This is a genomic window from Halomonas sp. SCS19, from assembly GCF_040147015.1.
Lineage (GTDB): Bacteria > Pseudomonadota > Gammaproteobacteria > Pseudomonadales > Halomonadaceae > Halomonas > Halomonas litopenaei.
Genome location: NZ_JAMSHN010000001.1, coordinates 3,902,251 through 3,918,626 on the forward strand (window position 1 = coordinate 3,902,251; position 16,376 = coordinate 3,918,626).

At 65.3% G+C, this 16,376-nt stretch carries 12 protein-coding genes; 8 read left to right on the forward strand and 4 right to left on the reverse strand.

Annotation, left to right across the window (positions count from 1 at the left end; genetic code table 11):
• Positions 1–110: 110 nt before the first annotated feature.
• The 4 genes from prmA to dsbD all read right to left on the reverse strand — a co-directional run bounded on the left by prmA (position 111) and on the right by dsbD (position 5,072).
• The gene (gene prmA, locus NFH97_RS16965; RefSeq protein ID WP_349625207.1) at positions 111–1,028 is read right to left on the reverse strand and encodes a 50S ribosomal protein L11 methyltransferase; all 918 of its coding nucleotides are present in this window, start codon (positions 1,026–1,028) and stop codon (positions 111–113) included.
• An 86-nt stretch (positions 1,029–1,114) separates the two neighbouring features.
• Positions 1,115–2,455 carry an acetyl-CoA carboxylase biotin carboxylase subunit gene (gene accC / locus NFH97_RS16970; protein ID WP_348814443.1) on the reverse strand — a complete coding sequence of 447 codons (1,341 nt, stop codon included), beginning with the start codon at positions 2,453–2,455 and terminating at the stop codon, positions 1,115–1,117.
• A 46-nt stretch (positions 2,456–2,501) separates the two neighbouring features.
• Positions 2,502–2,972: an acetyl-CoA carboxylase biotin carboxyl carrier protein gene (accB, locus tag NFH97_RS16975; protein WP_045993976.1), complete on the reverse strand. Its 471-nt coding sequence runs from the start codon at positions 2,970–2,972 to the stop codon at positions 2,502–2,504.
• A 180-nt stretch (positions 2,973–3,152) separates the two neighbouring features.
• Positions 3,153–5,072 carry a protein-disulfide reductase DsbD gene (gene dsbD, locus NFH97_RS16980; RefSeq protein WP_349625208.1) on the reverse strand — a complete coding sequence of 640 codons (1,920 nt, stop codon included), beginning with the start codon at positions 5,070–5,072 and terminating at the stop codon, positions 3,153–3,155.
• 217 nt (positions 5,073–5,289) lie between these two features.
• Between dsbD and NFH97_RS16985 the strand changes: the two genes are divergently transcribed.
• The 8 genes from NFH97_RS16985 to neuC all read left to right on the forward strand — a co-directional run bounded on the left by NFH97_RS16985 (position 5,290) and on the right by neuC (position 16,343).
• Positions 5,290–6,537: a DUF2333 family protein gene (locus NFH97_RS16985; RefSeq protein WP_349625209.1), complete on the forward strand. Its 1,248-nt coding sequence runs from the start codon at positions 5,290–5,292 to the stop codon at positions 6,535–6,537.
• A gap of 807 nt (positions 6,538–7,344) precedes the next feature.
• On the forward strand, positions 7,345–8,517 hold the full coding sequence (locus tag NFH97_RS16990; protein ID WP_108132867.1) for a polysaccharide export protein: 1,173 nt from the start codon (positions 7,345–7,347) through the stop codon (positions 8,515–8,517).
• A gap of 3 nt (positions 8,518–8,520) precedes the next feature.
• Complete coding sequence (locus NFH97_RS16995) at positions 8,521–8,961, forward strand: low molecular weight protein-tyrosine-phosphatase (RefSeq protein ID WP_348826609.1); 441 nt, start codon at positions 8,521–8,523, stop codon at positions 8,959–8,961.
• A 43-nt stretch (positions 8,962–9,004) separates the two neighbouring features.
• Positions 9,005–11,269, forward strand: a complete 2,265-nt coding sequence (locus NFH97_RS17000) for a polysaccharide biosynthesis tyrosine autokinase (protein WP_108448999.1) — start codon at positions 9,005–9,007, stop codon at positions 11,267–11,269.
• Between the two features lie 32 nt (positions 11,270–11,301).
• Positions 11,302–13,119, forward strand: a complete 1,818-nt coding sequence (locus NFH97_RS17005) for an ABC transporter ATP-binding protein (protein WP_349625210.1) — start codon at positions 11,302–11,304, stop codon at positions 13,117–13,119.
• Between the two features lie 145 nt (positions 13,120–13,264).
• Positions 13,265–13,888, forward strand: coding sequence for a NeuD/PglB/VioB family sugar acetyltransferase (locus tag NFH97_RS17010; protein WP_108132864.1), 624 nt, complete (start codon positions 13,265–13,267; stop codon positions 13,886–13,888).
• A gap of 147 nt (positions 13,889–14,035) precedes the next feature.
• The gene (neuB, locus tag NFH97_RS17015) at positions 14,036–15,100 is read left to right on the forward strand and encodes an N-acetylneuraminate synthase (RefSeq protein ID WP_348826607.1); all 1,065 of its coding nucleotides are present in this window, start codon (positions 14,036–14,038) and stop codon (positions 15,098–15,100) included.
• A gap of 25 nt (positions 15,101–15,125) precedes the next feature.
• Positions 15,126–16,343, forward strand: coding sequence for a UDP-N-acetylglucosamine 2-epimerase (gene neuC / locus NFH97_RS17020; protein WP_222516592.1), 1,218 nt, complete (start codon positions 15,126–15,128; stop codon positions 16,341–16,343).
• Positions 16,344–16,376 lie beyond the last annotated feature (33 nt).

Consider the following 16,376-nt stretch of genomic DNA (forward strand, 5'->3'; position numbering starts at 1 on the left):
CGTCGTTCCGGGGCTGCATATCATACGCCTCGAAGCATCTTTGGTGAAGGCGTGTTCGAGACGTTTTAATGCGAAAGGCTGCCCGGTGACAGCCTCTCGTGGCGCGATGTTCAGTCCTTGGCGGGGCGCCGGCCGCTAAGCCGCACCCAGCCTTCACGGACTTCCGGCTCGTCCATGAAAAGTCCCTCGTGGCGGTAGGCGTCGATCACCTCGTCGGCCTGGGCCTCGAGGATGCCAGACAGCGCCAGGCGACCACCGTCGGCGACATGGCCGGCGATGGTCGGGGCCAGTTCCACCAGCGGGCCGGCCAGGATGTTGGCCAGCACCAGGGCGAAGCGCTCCTCGCCCATCTGCTCCGGGTAGCGCAACGTCAGGCGCGACTCGTCGATGGCGTTGCGCTCGGCGTTGTCACGACTGGCGCTGAGCGCCTGCGGGTCGATGTCGGTGCCGATGGCGCGGGCGGCACCCAGCTTGAGTGCGGCGATGGCAAGGATGCCGGAGCCACAGCCGACGTCGAGCAGTTCGATGCCGTCGAGTTCGCCGTCGAGCGCCAGCCCATCGAGCCACTCGAGACACAGCGCGGTGGTGGGATGGGTGCCGGTACCGAAGGCCAGGCCCGGGTCCAGATGCAGATTGACCGCGTCATCCTCGGGCGGCTGGTGCCAGCTCGGCACGATCCACAGTCGCTGACCCATGCGCAGGGGCTCGAAGCTGTCCATCCACTCGCGCTCCCAGTCGCGGTCATCGATCAGCTCGTGCTCGATGACCGGGCAGGGCTCGCCGGGCAGGGATTCTGCCCAGGCGGCAGACAGACGCTCGAGCATGTCCGCCAGGCCGTCGAGGTCATCGTAGAGACCGGTGAGAATGGTCTGGTCCCACAGTGGGGTGGTGCCCCGGTCCGGCTCGAACACCGGATCGTCGTGGGCGTCCTGCAGGGTGATCGCGGTGGCGCCTTCGGCCAGCAGCAGTTCCTCCAGCAGTTCCGCCTGCTGTGGTGGGACCTCGGCCTTGAGTTGAAGCCAGGGCATGGCGGTATTCCTCTTCGGTCTGGTGCAACGTCAACGGGGCGGCCTGGGCCGCCCCGTTGTCACGCTCTTGGTACAAAGCCGCCGTGCTACTGCGCGAGCTTCTTCTCGAGGTAGTGAATATTGACGCCACCCTGCTGGAAGTAGCCGTCGCGCACCAGGTCCTTGTGCAGGTCGGTGTTGGTCTTGATGCCTTCCACCAGCAGCTCGTCCAGGGCGTTGCGCATGCGCGTCAGCGAGGTCTCGCGGTCGGCGCCCCAGGTGATCAGCTTGCCGATCAGCGAGTCGTAGTGGGGCGGCACCGTGTAGCCGGTGTACAGGTGGGAGTCCATGCGCACGCCGAGACCACCCGGAGGGTGGTACAGCGTGACCTTGCCCGGAGAAGGCATGAAGGTGCGAGGATCCTCGGCGTTGATGCGGCACTCAAAGGCGTGGCCGTTGAGCTCGACATCTTCCTGGCGGATCGACAGCGGCAGGCCGGAGGCGATGCGCAGCTGCTCGCGCACGATATCCACGCCGGTGACCATCTCGGTGACCGGGTGCTCCACCTGGACGCGGGTGTTCATCTCGATAAAGAAGAACTCACCGTCCTCGTAGAGGAACTCGAAGGTGCCGGCGCCGCGGTAGCCGATTTCCACGCAGGCTTCGCGACAGGCTTCCAGCACCTTGGCGCGGGCGTCCGGATCAAGGCCCGGCGCGGGTGCTTCTTCCAGCACCTTCTGGTGGCGGCGCTGCAGCGAGCAGTCGCGGTCATACAGGTGGATGGCATTGCCCTGGCCGTCGGCCAGCACCTGAACCTCGACGTGACGCGGCTTCTCGAGGAACTTCTCCATGTACACGGTGCCGTCGCCGAAGGCCGAGTGGGCCTCGGTGCGGGTTACCGTGACCGCGGAGATCAGGTGGGCTTCGGTGTGCACCACGCGCATGCCACGTCCGCCGCCGCCGGCGGCGGCCTTGATGATCACCGGGTAGCCGATGCGCCGGGCGGTGGCCAGCAGCTCGCCTTCATCGTCGCCCAGCGGCCCGTCGGAGCCTGGCACCGTGGGCACGCCGGCCTTCTTCATCGCTTCGATGGCGCTGACCTTGTCGCCCATCAGGCGAATGGTCTCGGCGCGCGGGCCGATGAAGGTGAAGCCGGAACGCTCGACCTGCTCGGCAAAGTCGGCATTCTCGGAGAGGAAGCCGTAGCCGGGGTGGATGGCGCTGGCGTCGGTCACCTCGGCCGCGCTGATCAGCGAGGGGATATTGAGGTAGGACTGGGCCGAGGGAGCGGGGCCGATGCACACCGCCTCATCGGCAAGCCGCACGTGCATCAGTTCGCGGTCGGCCTTGGAGTGGACCGCAACCGTCTTGATCCCGAGCTCCTTGCAGGCCCGCAGGATGCGAAGAGCGATCTCGCCGCGGTTGGCGATAAGAACCTTGTCCAACATGGTGGTGTCCGCCGAAAGTGAATGATCAGGGAAGACGCAAGTCTTCTCAGGAGATGACAACCAGGGGCTGGTCGAACTCGACGGGCTCGCCGTCCTCGACCATGAAGGCCTCGATCACGCCGTCACGATCGGCTTCGATCTGGTTCATCATCTTCATCGCTTCGACGATGCAGATGGTGTCACCCTTGCGCACGCTGGCGCCGACTTCCACGAAAGGCTTGGCGCCGGGTGCCGGGGAGCGGTAGAAGGTGCCGACCATCGGCGAGACCACGGCCTGGCCCTGGTAGCTCGGGCCGCTGTCGGCGCTGGGTGCGGGAGCTTCGGCCGGGGCCTGGGCAGGTGCGGCCGCCGGTGCAGCGGGTGCGCCCCAGGGTTGGGCGGCGGGTGCCGGCTGCCAGCTGCCACCCTGCGGATGACGGCTGATGCGGACCGATTCTTCACCTTCCTGGATCTCGATTTCGCTGATGTTGGACTCTTCCAGCAGTTCAATCAGCTTCTTGACCTTACGAATATCCATGACGTTGTCTCGATCGTGTGAAGTGTCTACCGGGCGCTGTAAACCCGGTCCAAGTCGTTAGAGATCGCGGCAAGATGGCGGCTCTTGGCGTCTCTATCGTGTCAGAATTCAGAGTAGTGCGGAGTTTGCCGAAAATTGCGAAGGTTGTCCAGCGAGGCCGAACGCTGTTCGCTGTCACCTTCACCCGCTGGTGGTAGCCGCCTGGGCGCCGTCGAGGGCGCGGCTGACTGCGGCGATATGGCCGGCCAGGGCAGCGGCGTCGAGTTCGCCCTGGATACGTGCCTGACGAAGCTCCTGGTCCCCATCGAAGAACAGAAGACTCGGTGGGCCGAACAGACCCAGATGGTCGAGCACCTCACGACTCACGGCGTTGGTGTCGGTCACATCGACGTCGATCCAGCGGAAGCCGGCGAGGGCCTCGCGTACCCGGGGGTCGGGAAACACCTCGCGCTCCATCACCTTGCAGGAAATGCACCATTCGGCGGTGACGTTGACGAAGGCGGGGGTCGTGGACTCGGCCAGGGCCGCCTGAAGCTGGCCCAGGCTCTCGACGATGCGATCGGGATGGGCTGCCTCTGTAGAGTTGCTCGTCGCGCTCATGGGGCCGGCGGCCAGGGGACGAAGGGGGTCGCTACCGCCACGGGCGGCGCCGATGACCAGCGCGATGCCCCACACCAGCAGCACGATACCGGCGCCCTGGCGGACCCGCGGCCAGCCCGGTGTACTCGCCAGATCGAGGGCGCCGAGGGCCAGCGCCGTGCCGATGGCCAGGCCCGCCCACAAGAGCAGGGTGACCGGAGCCGGGATCAGGCGTTCGATCAGCCAGACGGCGACGCCCAGCAGCAGCACACCGAAGGCGATCTTGACCCCGTTCATCCAGGCGCCCGAGCGAGGCAGCAGGGTGGTGCCGAAGCCGCCGACCAGCAACAGCGGGGCGCCCATGCCCAGCGCCAGGGCCAGCAGCGCCGCGCCACCGATGACGGCGTCACCGGTGGAGGAAATGAATACCAGGGCGCCGGCCAGCGGTGCCGACACGCAGGGCGAGACCACCAGCACCGACAGCGCACCGGCCAGCGCCAGACCCAGGGGGCCGCTGCGCTGGGCGCGTGCCTGCCAGGCATCGATACGTGAGCCGAGCCCCGAGGACAGACGTAGATTGAAGACCCCGAACATGGCCAGTGCGAACAGGGTGAAGAGGGCGGCGAACACGATCAGTACCGGGGCCGACTGCAGCCGTGCCTGAAGGTTGAGCCCGGCGCCGAACAGCCCCATCAGCACGCCGACCAGGGCGTAGGTGGCGGCCATGCCGGCGACGTAGCTTGCCGAGAGCGCAAAGGCGCGGGGACGGCTGGGGTTCTGACCGACGATGATCGACGACAGGATCGGAATCATCGGCAGCACGCAGGGGGTAAAGGTCAGCCCGAGGCCGGCCACAAAGAACAGTCCGAGCATCAACGGCAGGCTGGCGTCCTGCATCAGGGCGCGGAAGCGGCCGTCTTCGCTGAGCGGAGCTGCATCGACAGAGGCGGCAGGGAGGCTGCCCGCTTGCTGGCTCGTGGGCGGCTGTCCGGCGAGGTCCGCTGCGGTAGCCTGGGCTGTGTTGTCGTTGGCCGTCTGGCCGTCCTCCTGAGCGTCGGCAAAGGCGGCGGGGGGCTCACTCTGGGCGGCGGCCAGCTCAAGCCGTTCCGGGGGGTAGCACAGACCGGCGTCGGCGCAGCCCTGGAACGTCAGGGCGATGTCCAGTGGCCCCTGACGGGTGTCGGCCAGCGGGGCACTGAACACCACCTGATCGTAGAAGACGTTGACGTCGCCGAGAAATTCGTCGGTCTTGGCCTCCCCGGGCGGTAGCGACAGCTCACCCAGGGCGTCCGGTTCGCCTGGCAGTTCCAACGAGAAGCGGTGACGATAGAGATAGTAGCCGTCGGCATTCTGCATGCCGATATAGAGCCGATCGCCGTCGTGCCAGGCGCTGGCGGTAAAGGCCTCGTTCACCGGCAGAAACTCGGCGCTGCTCGACGACGAGGAAAAGAACTGGGCCTGGGCCACCCAGGGGGACAGCAGCAGACAGACGAACAGCAAGAGGCGTGTGGCGAAGAACACGTCGAATCCTTGTTGACGATGGGTGTGGAAGACGGGGCAAGGCGTGGCGGGATTCGCCTGCCGTGTCAGACCCCGCTGTGTGACAGTGGAAGCGGGGCGGGGTTCCCGCGGACCCTGCGCTATGATCAGATGCAAGCGTATTCTACCACTGGCGCCGGCGCTTTCCCTCATTGGAGGCAGGGCTGGCCGGCCTTTGATGAACGACAAGGAGAGCGAAATGAGCAGTCGTCGACAGCGCGCCGAAAGGCGTCGTCAGGAGCTCGAGAACCCGCAGTACGGATGGATCTGGAAACCGCTCGCCGTGCTGCTGGTGCTTGCCGTGATGGTGGCGGTGGGGCTGGGGATCTGGTGGAGCCTGGCGCCGTCGCGCTTCGACGTGGAGACTGCCACCCAGGAGCAGCGCATCTCCGCGGCGCCGGCGGCCAGAGGCACCGTTACGGTCGCGACCCTGGCCACCCTGATCGATACCTTGCAGGACAAGCCCGGCGGGTACCTGCGAAATGACCTGATGCCGCCGGGACTGCTGCTCGACAATATGCCGTCCTGGGAAACTGGTGTGCTGGTTCAGGCGAGGCTGATGGCCGCCAGCCTGGCGGACTTCGACCCCGGCGCCGGTGAGTCGGTGAATACTCTGATCGCTGCCCTCGAACAGGACGCCGACGATTGGCTGGCCCCGTCCATGGAGGATCACCTGGCCCAGGCGGGGAACTCGGCCCGCGCCTATCTGGCGCGTTTCGACGATGGGGTCGGCGCGTCCTTCGTCGATCAGGGACAGGGCCTGGCGCTCTATCTGGACGCGGTGCGCCAGCAGTTGGCCTCGTTGCGGGAGCGGCTGTCATCCACGGTCAGCGACAGCGAGCGCTTGAAGGAACTGGGTATCGAAGTGGCACAGGACAGTCGAGTGCCCTGGTACCGCGTCGACAACGTGTTCCACGAGACCCGCGGTCAGACCTGGGCGCTGGGACACCTGCTCGAGGCGCTCGAGCGTGACCAGGCGGATCTGATCGCAAGCGCGGGCCTCGGCGACAGCTACGCCCGGGCGCTGGCCGAGATCGAGCGTATGCAACGTCAGTTCTGGAGCCCGGTGGTGCTGCGCGGCAGTGGCCTCGGCATCTTCGCCAACTATCCGCTGACCATGGCCCATCATCTGAGCCGACTCGACGGCGCCCTGGCGTCCCTGATCGATGGCCTGGGTGGCGCCAACGCAGCCCCGGAGGCTGCGACACCGCCGGTGACCGAGGTGACCCGTAGCCCCGACGATGAGGAGGCAGCGGAGTCAGCCGGCGTTGAGCAGAGTGATGAGAAGAGTGATGAGCAGGGTGGCCAGCAGGGCGCTGAAGCCAATAGCGGCGAGCAGGGCGCCGAAGCCAATAGCGACGAGCAGGGCGACGAGCAGAGCGCTGAAGCCAATAGCGACGAGCAGGGCGCCAACCAGCAGCAGCCTGCCGAGCAAAGCGCCGAGTAGCAAGAGCCGAGTCAAGAGTCGAGTCAAAAGCCCCGAGCCGTGAACGGGGCCCAATGACGGGGTGAGAGAGACCGGTTGCCGATTTTCTCCCTCGTCCTTGCCTGAATTTCGCAAGCTACCATGCCCTCGTTGCCGGGGGCATTTTTTTCTCAGTTTGCTTCGTTCACCCGGATACTTTTTGCCGCTCCGCGCTTTGGTAATTGGAGGCTTGGCGTCCCCCTGGCTGACGCGCCATGTCGCCAATGACTAGATGCGTCATCTCGGCGCATGAACCGAGGTTGCTGCAGCGATCACCTCGTCGTATCAGGAATCAGTGATCTGTCGCACTGCAATGGTGCGTCTGCGAAGGGCCCATGGTCGCGCTCTTTGCCCACATTCTCGATCCTGGTTTCTCAGCGCTTTTTTCGCACATTTCCAACCTTATGATTCGGCTAAAGAAACACTTTCTCCACGGTAACTGTCCGCTGGCGCCCCCGACGTGTCCTGAAGGAACACGCAATTACAAGCGGAAACAGTCGCTCTCATGCTTCCGGGATACCGATATGGGGTTTGTCAGCCTGTGTACGCCAGGAATTTCGGACTGCCAGGACGGCGCGGCTATGCAATCGTACTGGCATAAATCGCAGTACCTGGCGGCCATCGAGTCTTCGAGCGTCGACGGGTGCTGCGGGCTGTCGGTGGTCGATCGTCTCGCAGAAGACGCAGCCTCGACGGTGACAATAACCATCTGTCTACGCGCAGGGCTTCAGGGATATGCCATCGATATCACCCTGGGGCGGTAGCGTGTCACACGCTCAGGGGGACGATATGGATAAGGTGAATCAGGCACACCAGTGGACAAGGGTCGTGGACGAGTCGCAACGATCGCCCGGCTGGCTGGCGGGTGCCGTCTTCGCAGTGCTGCTTGCGCTGACCGTGAGTGGTTGTGCCTATGCCCCTGGCGGGCATATCGACTACGAGACCGAGGCGCCGGACATCGATCATCTGGTCGACATTCAGGCCATCACCCCGGCATTGGTGGCGAACTTCCGCCAGAACGTCACCGGCGATGTCGCCAGCACCATGCCTTCCTACCTCAAGGCCCAGTTGACGGACTACGAGTACCGTGTCGGGCCGGGTGATGTGCTCAACATCACCGTCTATGACCACCCCGAGCTGACCATCCCGGGGGGCGCCGAGCGCAGCCCCGAAGAGACCGGCAAGACGGTACAGCCAGATGGTCGCATCTATTTCCCCTATGTCGGACGTTTCCGAGTGGCCGGGCGGACGGTGGACCAGATACGCCGAACCCTCACCGGCATGCTGTCGAACTACATTACCGAGCCCCAGGTGGACGTCAACGTCGCCGCCTACCATTCCAAGAAGATCTACGTCAGTGGAGCGGTTGCCACCCCCGGCGCCCAGCCGATCACCACGGTCCCGCTGACCCTGGTCGATGCGGTCAGCCAGGCCGGGGGGCCATCGGAGACGGCCAACTGGCACGAGGTGGTACTCAATCGTGATGGCACCAGGGAGGTGCTGTCGCTGTACGCGCTGATGCGCCATGGCGACCAGACCCAGAACCGCCTGCTGCGCGATGGCGACGTGGTGCATATCCCGACCCTGGAGTCCGAGAACGTCGCGGTGCTGGGGCAGGTCAGGAATCCCGGCAATCTGGTGCTGGGCAACGAACGTATCACCCTGACCACCGCCCTGGCGCGAGCCGGCGGCGTCATCGAGACCACCGCCGAACCGTCGGGGATCTTCGTGATTCGTCCCAAGCCGCCGGGCGATGCCAAGCTTGCCACCGTCTATCAGCTTGATATCAGCAACGCCACCTCGCTGACCATGGGCACCCACTTCCCGCTGCAGCCCCAGGACGTGGTCTACGTGACCGCGGCCCCGCTGGCACGCTGGAACAACGTGATCAGCCTGCTGCTGCCGTCGGCACTGCTGCCCGGCACCATCGCCGACACCACCACCCGCATCGGCGAGATCTGATCGGTGCGTTTTGCCAGTGCGCTGGTGCTGTGTCGAGCGAACCTGTGTCGTAGTCCGCTCGGTGCGTCGCTGCTGCAGAGGCGGCTGCCCGCCATGGAGATTCAGTCTGCCGGGCTTTCTGCGGTGCGCGAAGGTGAAGCCGCGCCCGCAGAGGTGCAAGCGCTGGCCAGGGAAGCCGGGCTCGAGTTGAGCGCCCACCGCGCTCGGGTGGCAACGCCCGAGATGATCGCCAATCACGATCTGGTGCTGGTGATGAGTGCGTCCCAGCGCCAGGCGGTCAGCGAACTTGCGCCCTTTGCCACCGGCAAGACCCTGCTGTTTGCCCACTGGCTCGACGGGATCGATATCCCCGACCCCTACCGCAAGAGCCTGGACGCACACCGTCAGGTATTCGTGATGCTTTCCGATGCCGCCGACGCCTGGCACCGAAGGCTCGCGCCATGACCTCGTATCGCCGCGCTCGAGGCCACCGACAGGACCTGCCGTCATGACCCAAATGTCACGCTTGCCTTCCGCTCCCGGCCGCGAGGATATCGACCTCGGGCGCATCCTGGGGCTATTGCTCCGGCACAAGTGGTGGATCCTCGCCGTCACCCTGCTGTTCGGAGCGGCAGGTTATGTGTCCGCCTTGCTCAAGCCACCCATCTACGAGGGCGACGCCCTGGTGCACGTGGAGCGTCGGGCCTCGGTCAGTCCGCTGGGGGACCTGGCCACGGTGATGGGAGAAGAGGAGAACACCTCGGCAGAGGTGCAGATACTGCGGTCTCGCATGGTGCTGGGGCGGGTGGTTGACCGCCTCGCCCTCGATACCCAGGTGTCGCCACGGCGTCTGCCGCTGGTCGGTGACTACCTGGTGCGTGAAGGGGTGACCCGAGAGGACCTGGCTGAGCTGGGCTGGATGACTGCTCCGCTTGGATGGCTCGAGCGGTTGATGCCCGAGGCATGGGATCTGAGCCATCTGGTGTGGGCAGGGGAGTCGCTGCAACTGGCGCGCCTCGAGGTCGCTGACTCCTATCGCGGCGCGGCCTTCCGCCTGGTGGCAGGCCGCGATGCCGGCTATCAGCTGTTTGGTCCTGACGGTGATCTGTTGGGTGTCGGTCGTGTCGGCGATACCGCAAGATTCGCCGGAGGCGATGTGGTGTTGAGCGTTCGCGAGATGACCGCAGCGCCAGGTGCCGAGTTCAGCCTGTCCAAGCGCCCCCAGGTGTCGGCCATCGATTCGCTGCTGGCTCGCTTGACGGTCACCGAGCAGGGCAGCGGCTCGAGCGCCAGCACCGGCATGTTGCGCCTGACCCTGACCGGCACCGACATCGATCGGGTGCGCGAGTCGCTGGATGTCCTGGCGGAAACCTTCCTGATGCAGAATGTCGAGCGGCAGTCGGCCCAGGCCGACCAGAGCCTGGCCTTTCTCGATGAGCAGGCGGTGGCATTGAAGGCCTCGCTGTCGTCGGCGGAAGATCGGCTCAATGCCTATCGCGTCGAGGTGGACAGTATCGACCTGGACTCCGAGGCGGCCTCGGTGGTCGAGCAGTTGATCTCGGTGGAGGAACAGCTCAACACCCTGGATTTCCAGGAAGCCGAACTGGTCCAGAGGTTCACCCGCAATCACCCCACCTATCAGGCGTTGATGCGCCAGCGCGGCATCCTCAACCAGGAGAAGGCCCGACTGGAGGAGCGTGTCAGCGAGATGCCCGAGTCCCAGCAGGAAATCGTGCGCCTGACCCGGGACGTGGAGGTGACCCAGGCGATCTATGTCAATGTGCTTAATCGTGCGCAAGAGGTGGCGGTCGCCAAGGCCGGCACCATCGGCAATGTGCGGGTCATCGACGATGCGTATGTGGATGACGATCCGGTGGCACCCAACGCCGGCCTGATGATGGCCCTGGCCACCGTTATCGGTGCCTTTCTGGCGGTGGCGGTGGTACTGGTGCGTGGCATGCTCAATCGCGGCATCGAGAGCCCGGACCAGCTCGAGGACCTGGGGCTGCCGGTGTACGCCACGGTGCCGCTTTCCGAGTTTCAGCAGCGCCTGGTCAAGCGGGTCAAGTATCGCAGCGACCGGCGCAGTCAGCCGGTGATCAAGGGCCTGCTGGCCCTGACTCAACCGACCGACATGGCCATCGAGGCGTTGCGTGGCCTGCGCACCAGTCTGCACTTCGCGATGATGGAAGCGCCCAACAACTGCCTGATGATCACCGGCCCCAGCCCCGAGATCGGCAAGAGCTTCATCTCGCTGAATCTGGGCGTGATCTGTGCCCAGGCCGGTCAACGGGTCCTGGTCATCGACGCCGACATGCGCAAGGGACACCTGCACAGCGCCTTCGGCGCCAAGGCCGAAAGTGGCCTGTCGGACCTGTTGTCGGACAAGAGCGAGGTGGCCGAGGTCATCCGCCAGACCGAGGTGGAAGGCCTCGACTATCTGTCGCGAGGCGCATGCCCGCCCAATCCTTCGGAACTGCTGATGCGCGAGCGTTTCACCACGCTGATGGAGCAGTTCAGTCGCGACTACGATCTGGTGATCGTCGATACCCCGCCTGTGCTGGCGGTGACCGACGCCGCCATCGTCGGTAACCGGGTGGGCACCAGCCTGCTGGTGACGCGCTTCAAGCTCAACCCGGTCAAGGAGGTCAGGGTGGCGCTTAGGCGCCTGGAGACCTCCAACGTCAGGGTCAAGGGCTGCATCCTCAACGCCATGGACCCCAGCGCCAGGCATGGTTACGGCTATGGTCACTATGTCTATGCCTACCAGTAAGTACGGCAGCGGCGATAACCAGGGACGGTGAGATGCTGACTGATCTGCGCGAACTCTACGGCCTGCTGACTCACCACCAGCGCCGGCAACTGCTGCGGCTGCAGGTGCTGGTGGTGGCGATGGCGCTGTGCGAGCTGCTCAGCGTCGCCTCCATCGCGCCCTTCATGGCGGTAGTGGGCGATCTGGAGCGTCTTGGCGGGGACGGCGTGATGGGCGAGCTCTATCGGGCCAGCGGTGCCGACTCGCCGGAGCGCTTTCTTCTATGGCTTGGGCTGGGGGTGCTGGGCGCGTTGTCGGTCGCCGCGGTGGTGTCGATGGTGACGGTGTGGCGGCTGGCGGTCTACGGCGCCACCGTCGGGGCGGAGCTGGGTTCCCGACTGTTCGCCCACTACATGCACAAGGACTGGCTGTTCCACGCCGGAGGCAGCAGCAGCTATCTGACCAAGCAGATCGCTCAGGAGTGCCAGCGAGTCATGCTGGGCGTCATCGATCCGTTGATGCAGATGAATGCCAAGGTGGTGCTGGCGCTGTTCATGTCGCTGGCCATCCTGATCTACAACCCCGCGGTGGCGCTGTGCGCCATGGCGTTGTTCTCACTGGCCTACCTGCTGCTCTATCACACCGCCCGGCGTCGCCTGATGAGCAACGGCGAGGCGCTGTCGGCGGCCCAGGGCCAGCGCTTTCGGCTGATGGCCGAGGGATTCGGAGGGATCAAGGATCTGTTGCTGCTGGGGCGTCAGACCCAGCTGACCGAGCGTTTCGACCGGGCCAGTCGACGCTTTGCCCGGGCCCAGGGCACCAATCAGGCGCTCAAGCAGGCGCCGCGCTATGCGATGGAGGTGGTGGCCTTCGCCTCGGTGATCCTGCTGTTGTTCTACCTGCTCAAGACCCACCAGGGCGAGATGGCGTCGATGCTGCCGGTACTGGCGGTGTATGCCCTGGCGGGTTTCAAGCTGCTGCCGGCTTTTCAGCATATCTACGCCAGCGTCTCGAGCATCCGCGGGAACCTGCATGCGCTCGAGGAAATTCGCAATGACCTGCGGGCCAGCCATGCCCATGACCAGGCATGCGCCCTTGAGCATGGCGGTGACTCGGCCCAGGGCGGCTCAGCCCTCAAGGCCCAGCGCGAGATTCGCCTCGAGGGGGTCAGCTTTCGCTATCCCGGCGCACGCTCTCCCGCGGTGGACGACGTCAGCCTGGTGATACCGGCCAATAGCGTGATTGGCCTGGTCGGCGCCTCCGGTTCCGGCAAGTCCACCCTGATCGATCTATTGCTGGGACTGATGCAGCCCCAGCGAGGGCGCATCAGCGTGGACGGAAATGTCATCGATGAGGCCAATCGTCGCCAGTGGCAGGACGCGCTGGGTTTCGTCTCCCAACAGCTCTATCTATGCGATGGCAGCATTCGCGACAACGTGGCTTTTGGACTGGCCCCCGAGTGCATCGACGACGACCGCGTCGAAAGGGCACTTCAACTCGCCCATCTGGCCGAGTTCGTGGCCGAGCTGCCTCAGGGCATCGAGACCCTGGTCGGCGAGCGCGGTGTCCAGCTCTCCGGGGGACAGCGCCAGCGCATCGGCATCGCTCGGGCGCTCTATCACGAGGCCGAGGTGCTGGTGCTGGATGAGGCGACCAGTGCCCTGGACGGCATCACCGAGCGGCTGATCATGGACGCGATCCACGACTTCGCCGGTCGCAAGACCATCGTGCTGGTCGCCCATCGACTGACCACCGTCATGGCCTGCGAGTGCATCTACATGATGGAGCGTGGACGCCTGGTGGATCAGGGCAGCTACCGGGAGCTGATGTCGCGCAACGAGGTGTTCAAGCGAATGGCGCAGAGCGCCTGAGACGGGACTCCGGTGAAGGGCGCGAGCGAGGGCGCGGATGAAGGCATGGGTGAAGCGCTGGTGAAGCGACGGACGAACCGCTGGCGAAGTGACGGACGGAGCGCTGGTAAAGCGAACGCGCATCGATAAAGGGAGGCGGGCACCGATGAAGCAGTGCTTCGTGATCGGCGGCGGTGGCCATGCGCGGGTGCTGCTGCATGGACTGCGCGGGCTTGGCTGGCAGGTGGCCGGCTACGTGGCACAGGAGCCCTCGTCGGCCATGCCGGTCCCCTGGCTGGGGCAGGACCGTTGTCGACTGGCGTCGCCGGAAGGCCTGCCAGGCGTCGCCTTCCTGGGGGTCGGCATGGTCACCAGCGCGCCCTGGCGGCGCTCGCTGATCGAGGCCTTTCTGGCGCAGGGATTCGACCTGCCGCCGTTGATCACGCACAACGCCATGGTGCATGACGACGTGAAGCTGGGAGACGGCAGCGTGATACTGGATGGTGCCGTGGTGGTCACCGGCAGTCGTCTGGGACGAGGCTGTCTGATCAACACCCGGGCGGTGGTCGACCACGACTGCGTGCTGGGCGACAACGTCCACGTCGCCTGCGGTGCCACGCTCAGTGGGGGCGTCAGGCTAGGGGCGGACGTGATGATCGGCACCGGAGCCAACCTGATCCAGGGGGTCGAAGTGTGTGCGGGGGCGGTGATCGGCGCCGGTGCCACCGTGGTAGGGGACGTAACACGCCCTGGAGTGTATCTCGGGACGCCTGCGCGACGACGGCAATGAATGCGCCTGGCCGACACGCATCACCACCAGACGTCACAGCGAAAAGCGCCAGAAGACGAAAAAATAATTAAAGCAGGTCTACGCAAAAAGCAGGTCTACGCAAACAGGGAAGGCGCTTCTGCCAAGAGGCGCAAGCAGGGGACACGAATGAGTCATTCTGAGGTTGTCGAGACCAGGAGGGTGGCATCGAGCCGCGCCGAGTCACCAGGCGTACAGGTGATCGCCGAAGCCGGCGTCAATCACAATGGGTGCCTGGATACCGCCATGGCGCTGGTGGACGCGGCACGTGAGTGCGGCGCCGATGCCGTCAAGTTTCAGTGGTTCAAGGCGGAGCAACTGGTGACCGCCGACGCCGCCCAGGCAAGCTACCAGCGAAAGGCCTGCCCGGAGGACGGCTCCCAGTACGCCATGCTCAAGCGCCTGGAGCTTGGCCTTGACGATTTTCGGCGATTGGCCCAGTACAGCCGTGACAGTGGCATCGAATTCCTGGCCAGCCCCTTCGACGAGGACAGCGTCGAGTGGCTGGCTGCGCTGGACGTCGGTTGCTTCAAGGTGGCCTCCGGGGAGTTGACCAATCTGCCGCTGCTTTCACGTATCGGCGCCCAGGGCAAACCGGTGCTGTTGTCCACGGGCATGAGTTTTCTGGGGGAGATCGAAGCCGCATTGGCGACCCTTTCGGCGGCGGGGGCCGGCGACGTTACGGTACTGCACTGTGTCAGCGAATACCCGGCGCCGGTGGACCAGATCAACCTCGCCGCCATGGACACCCTGGCCCAGGCCTTCGGTTGCCCGGTCGGCTACTCCGATCATAGCGATGGCATCGATATCGCGCTGGCGGCGGTGGCACGGGGTGCCGTGGTCATCGAGAAGCACCTGACCCTGGATACCACCATGGCCGGGCCGGACCATGCTGCCTCGCTGGATCCTCAGGCCTTCCTGGCGATGGTGACCGCCATTCGTCGTATCGAGCAGGCCCTCGGCGATGGGCGCAAGCGCCCGGCGCCCTGTGAGCAGCCCCAGCGGGAGCTGGTGCGTCGCAGCGTGGTAGCCGGGCGCGATATCGACGCCGGCGAAGTGCTGGCGCAAGGCGATTTGCTGCTCAAGCGGCCTGGCAGCGGTCTGCCGGCCGCCGCACTGCCTCAGTTGATCGGTCGGGTGGCCAGACGCCGTATCGGTCGTGACGCCCTGCTGGACTGGGCGGATCTGACATGATGGCCTGGGCATGAGGGGGACTGGCATGACTCCGAGAAAGATCTGGGTCCTGACCAGCTCTCGAGCGGACTATGGGCTGCTCTACTGGTTGCTTCGGGAAATCAACGAAGACCCTGCGCTGGAACTGATGCTGGTGGCAAGCGGATCGCACCTGTCCACCGAGTTCGGCTCCACTGTCAGCGAGATCGAGCGCGACGGCTTTCGTCTGCATCGACGCCTCGAGATCCTGCTGGCGTCGGACTCGCGCAACGCCATGACCAAGGCCATGGGGCTGGCGCTGTTGAGCGTCGGCGATGCCCTGGTCGAGGACCGGCCCGATCTGGTGGTCCTGCTGGGCGACCGTTTCGAAATCGTGCCGGTGGCGTTGGCGGCGGTCACCCACGGTATCACCCTGGCCCACCTCCACGGGGGCGAGACCAGTCGTGGCGCCCTGGACGAGTACTATCGTCATGCGGTGACCAAGCTGGCCAACCTGCACTTTCCCGCCACCGAGGTCTACCGTCGTCGCATCCTGCAGATGGGAGAAGACCCCGGCCGCGTGTTTGTCCATGGGGCGCCGGGCATCGATCACCTGTACCGCAGCCGCACGCCGACCAGGGCGGTGCTTGCAAGGGCCCTGGACATGCCACTGGACCGACCCACCGCGCTGGTCACCTATCACCCGGTGACCGCGGGCACGGGCGAGGACGTGGAAGCGCTGATCGCGGCCTTGTCGCGTTTCGAGGATCTGGACGTGCTGGTGTGCAAGGCCAACGCCGACTGTCATGGACGCAGCATCAATGCCCGGCTGGCGCGCTGGTGTGCCGAGCGCCCCGAGGCCAGGCGTCTGGTCGACAGTCTGGGACAGCGTCTCTATCACGGCTGTCTCGAGCACATGGATGTGCTGGTGGGCAATTCCTCCAGCGGTCTGATCGAGGCGCCATCCTTCCGTCGGCCGGTGGTCAATGTCGGCAAGCGTCAGGACGGCCGCCTCAAGGCGGCAAACGTGATCAATGTCGAGGCCTCGGAGGAGGCCATCGCCAAGGGCATCGAGACCGCCCTGAGCGAGACCTTCAAGCGTTCGCTGGGCGCCCTGAGCAATCCCTATGACCCCTTCGAGGATGGAGCCGCCTCGCGGCGAATCAAGAACACCTTGAAACGGGTCAAGCTGGATGCCGGCATCCGTGAGAAGTGGTTTTTCGACATCGACGAGGTGTCCCCTCTGGGCGGCACCTCTTCTCCGACCAAAGGCCTGATGGGCTGACCTTCGTCGCTTCGATAACGACCCTAACAACCT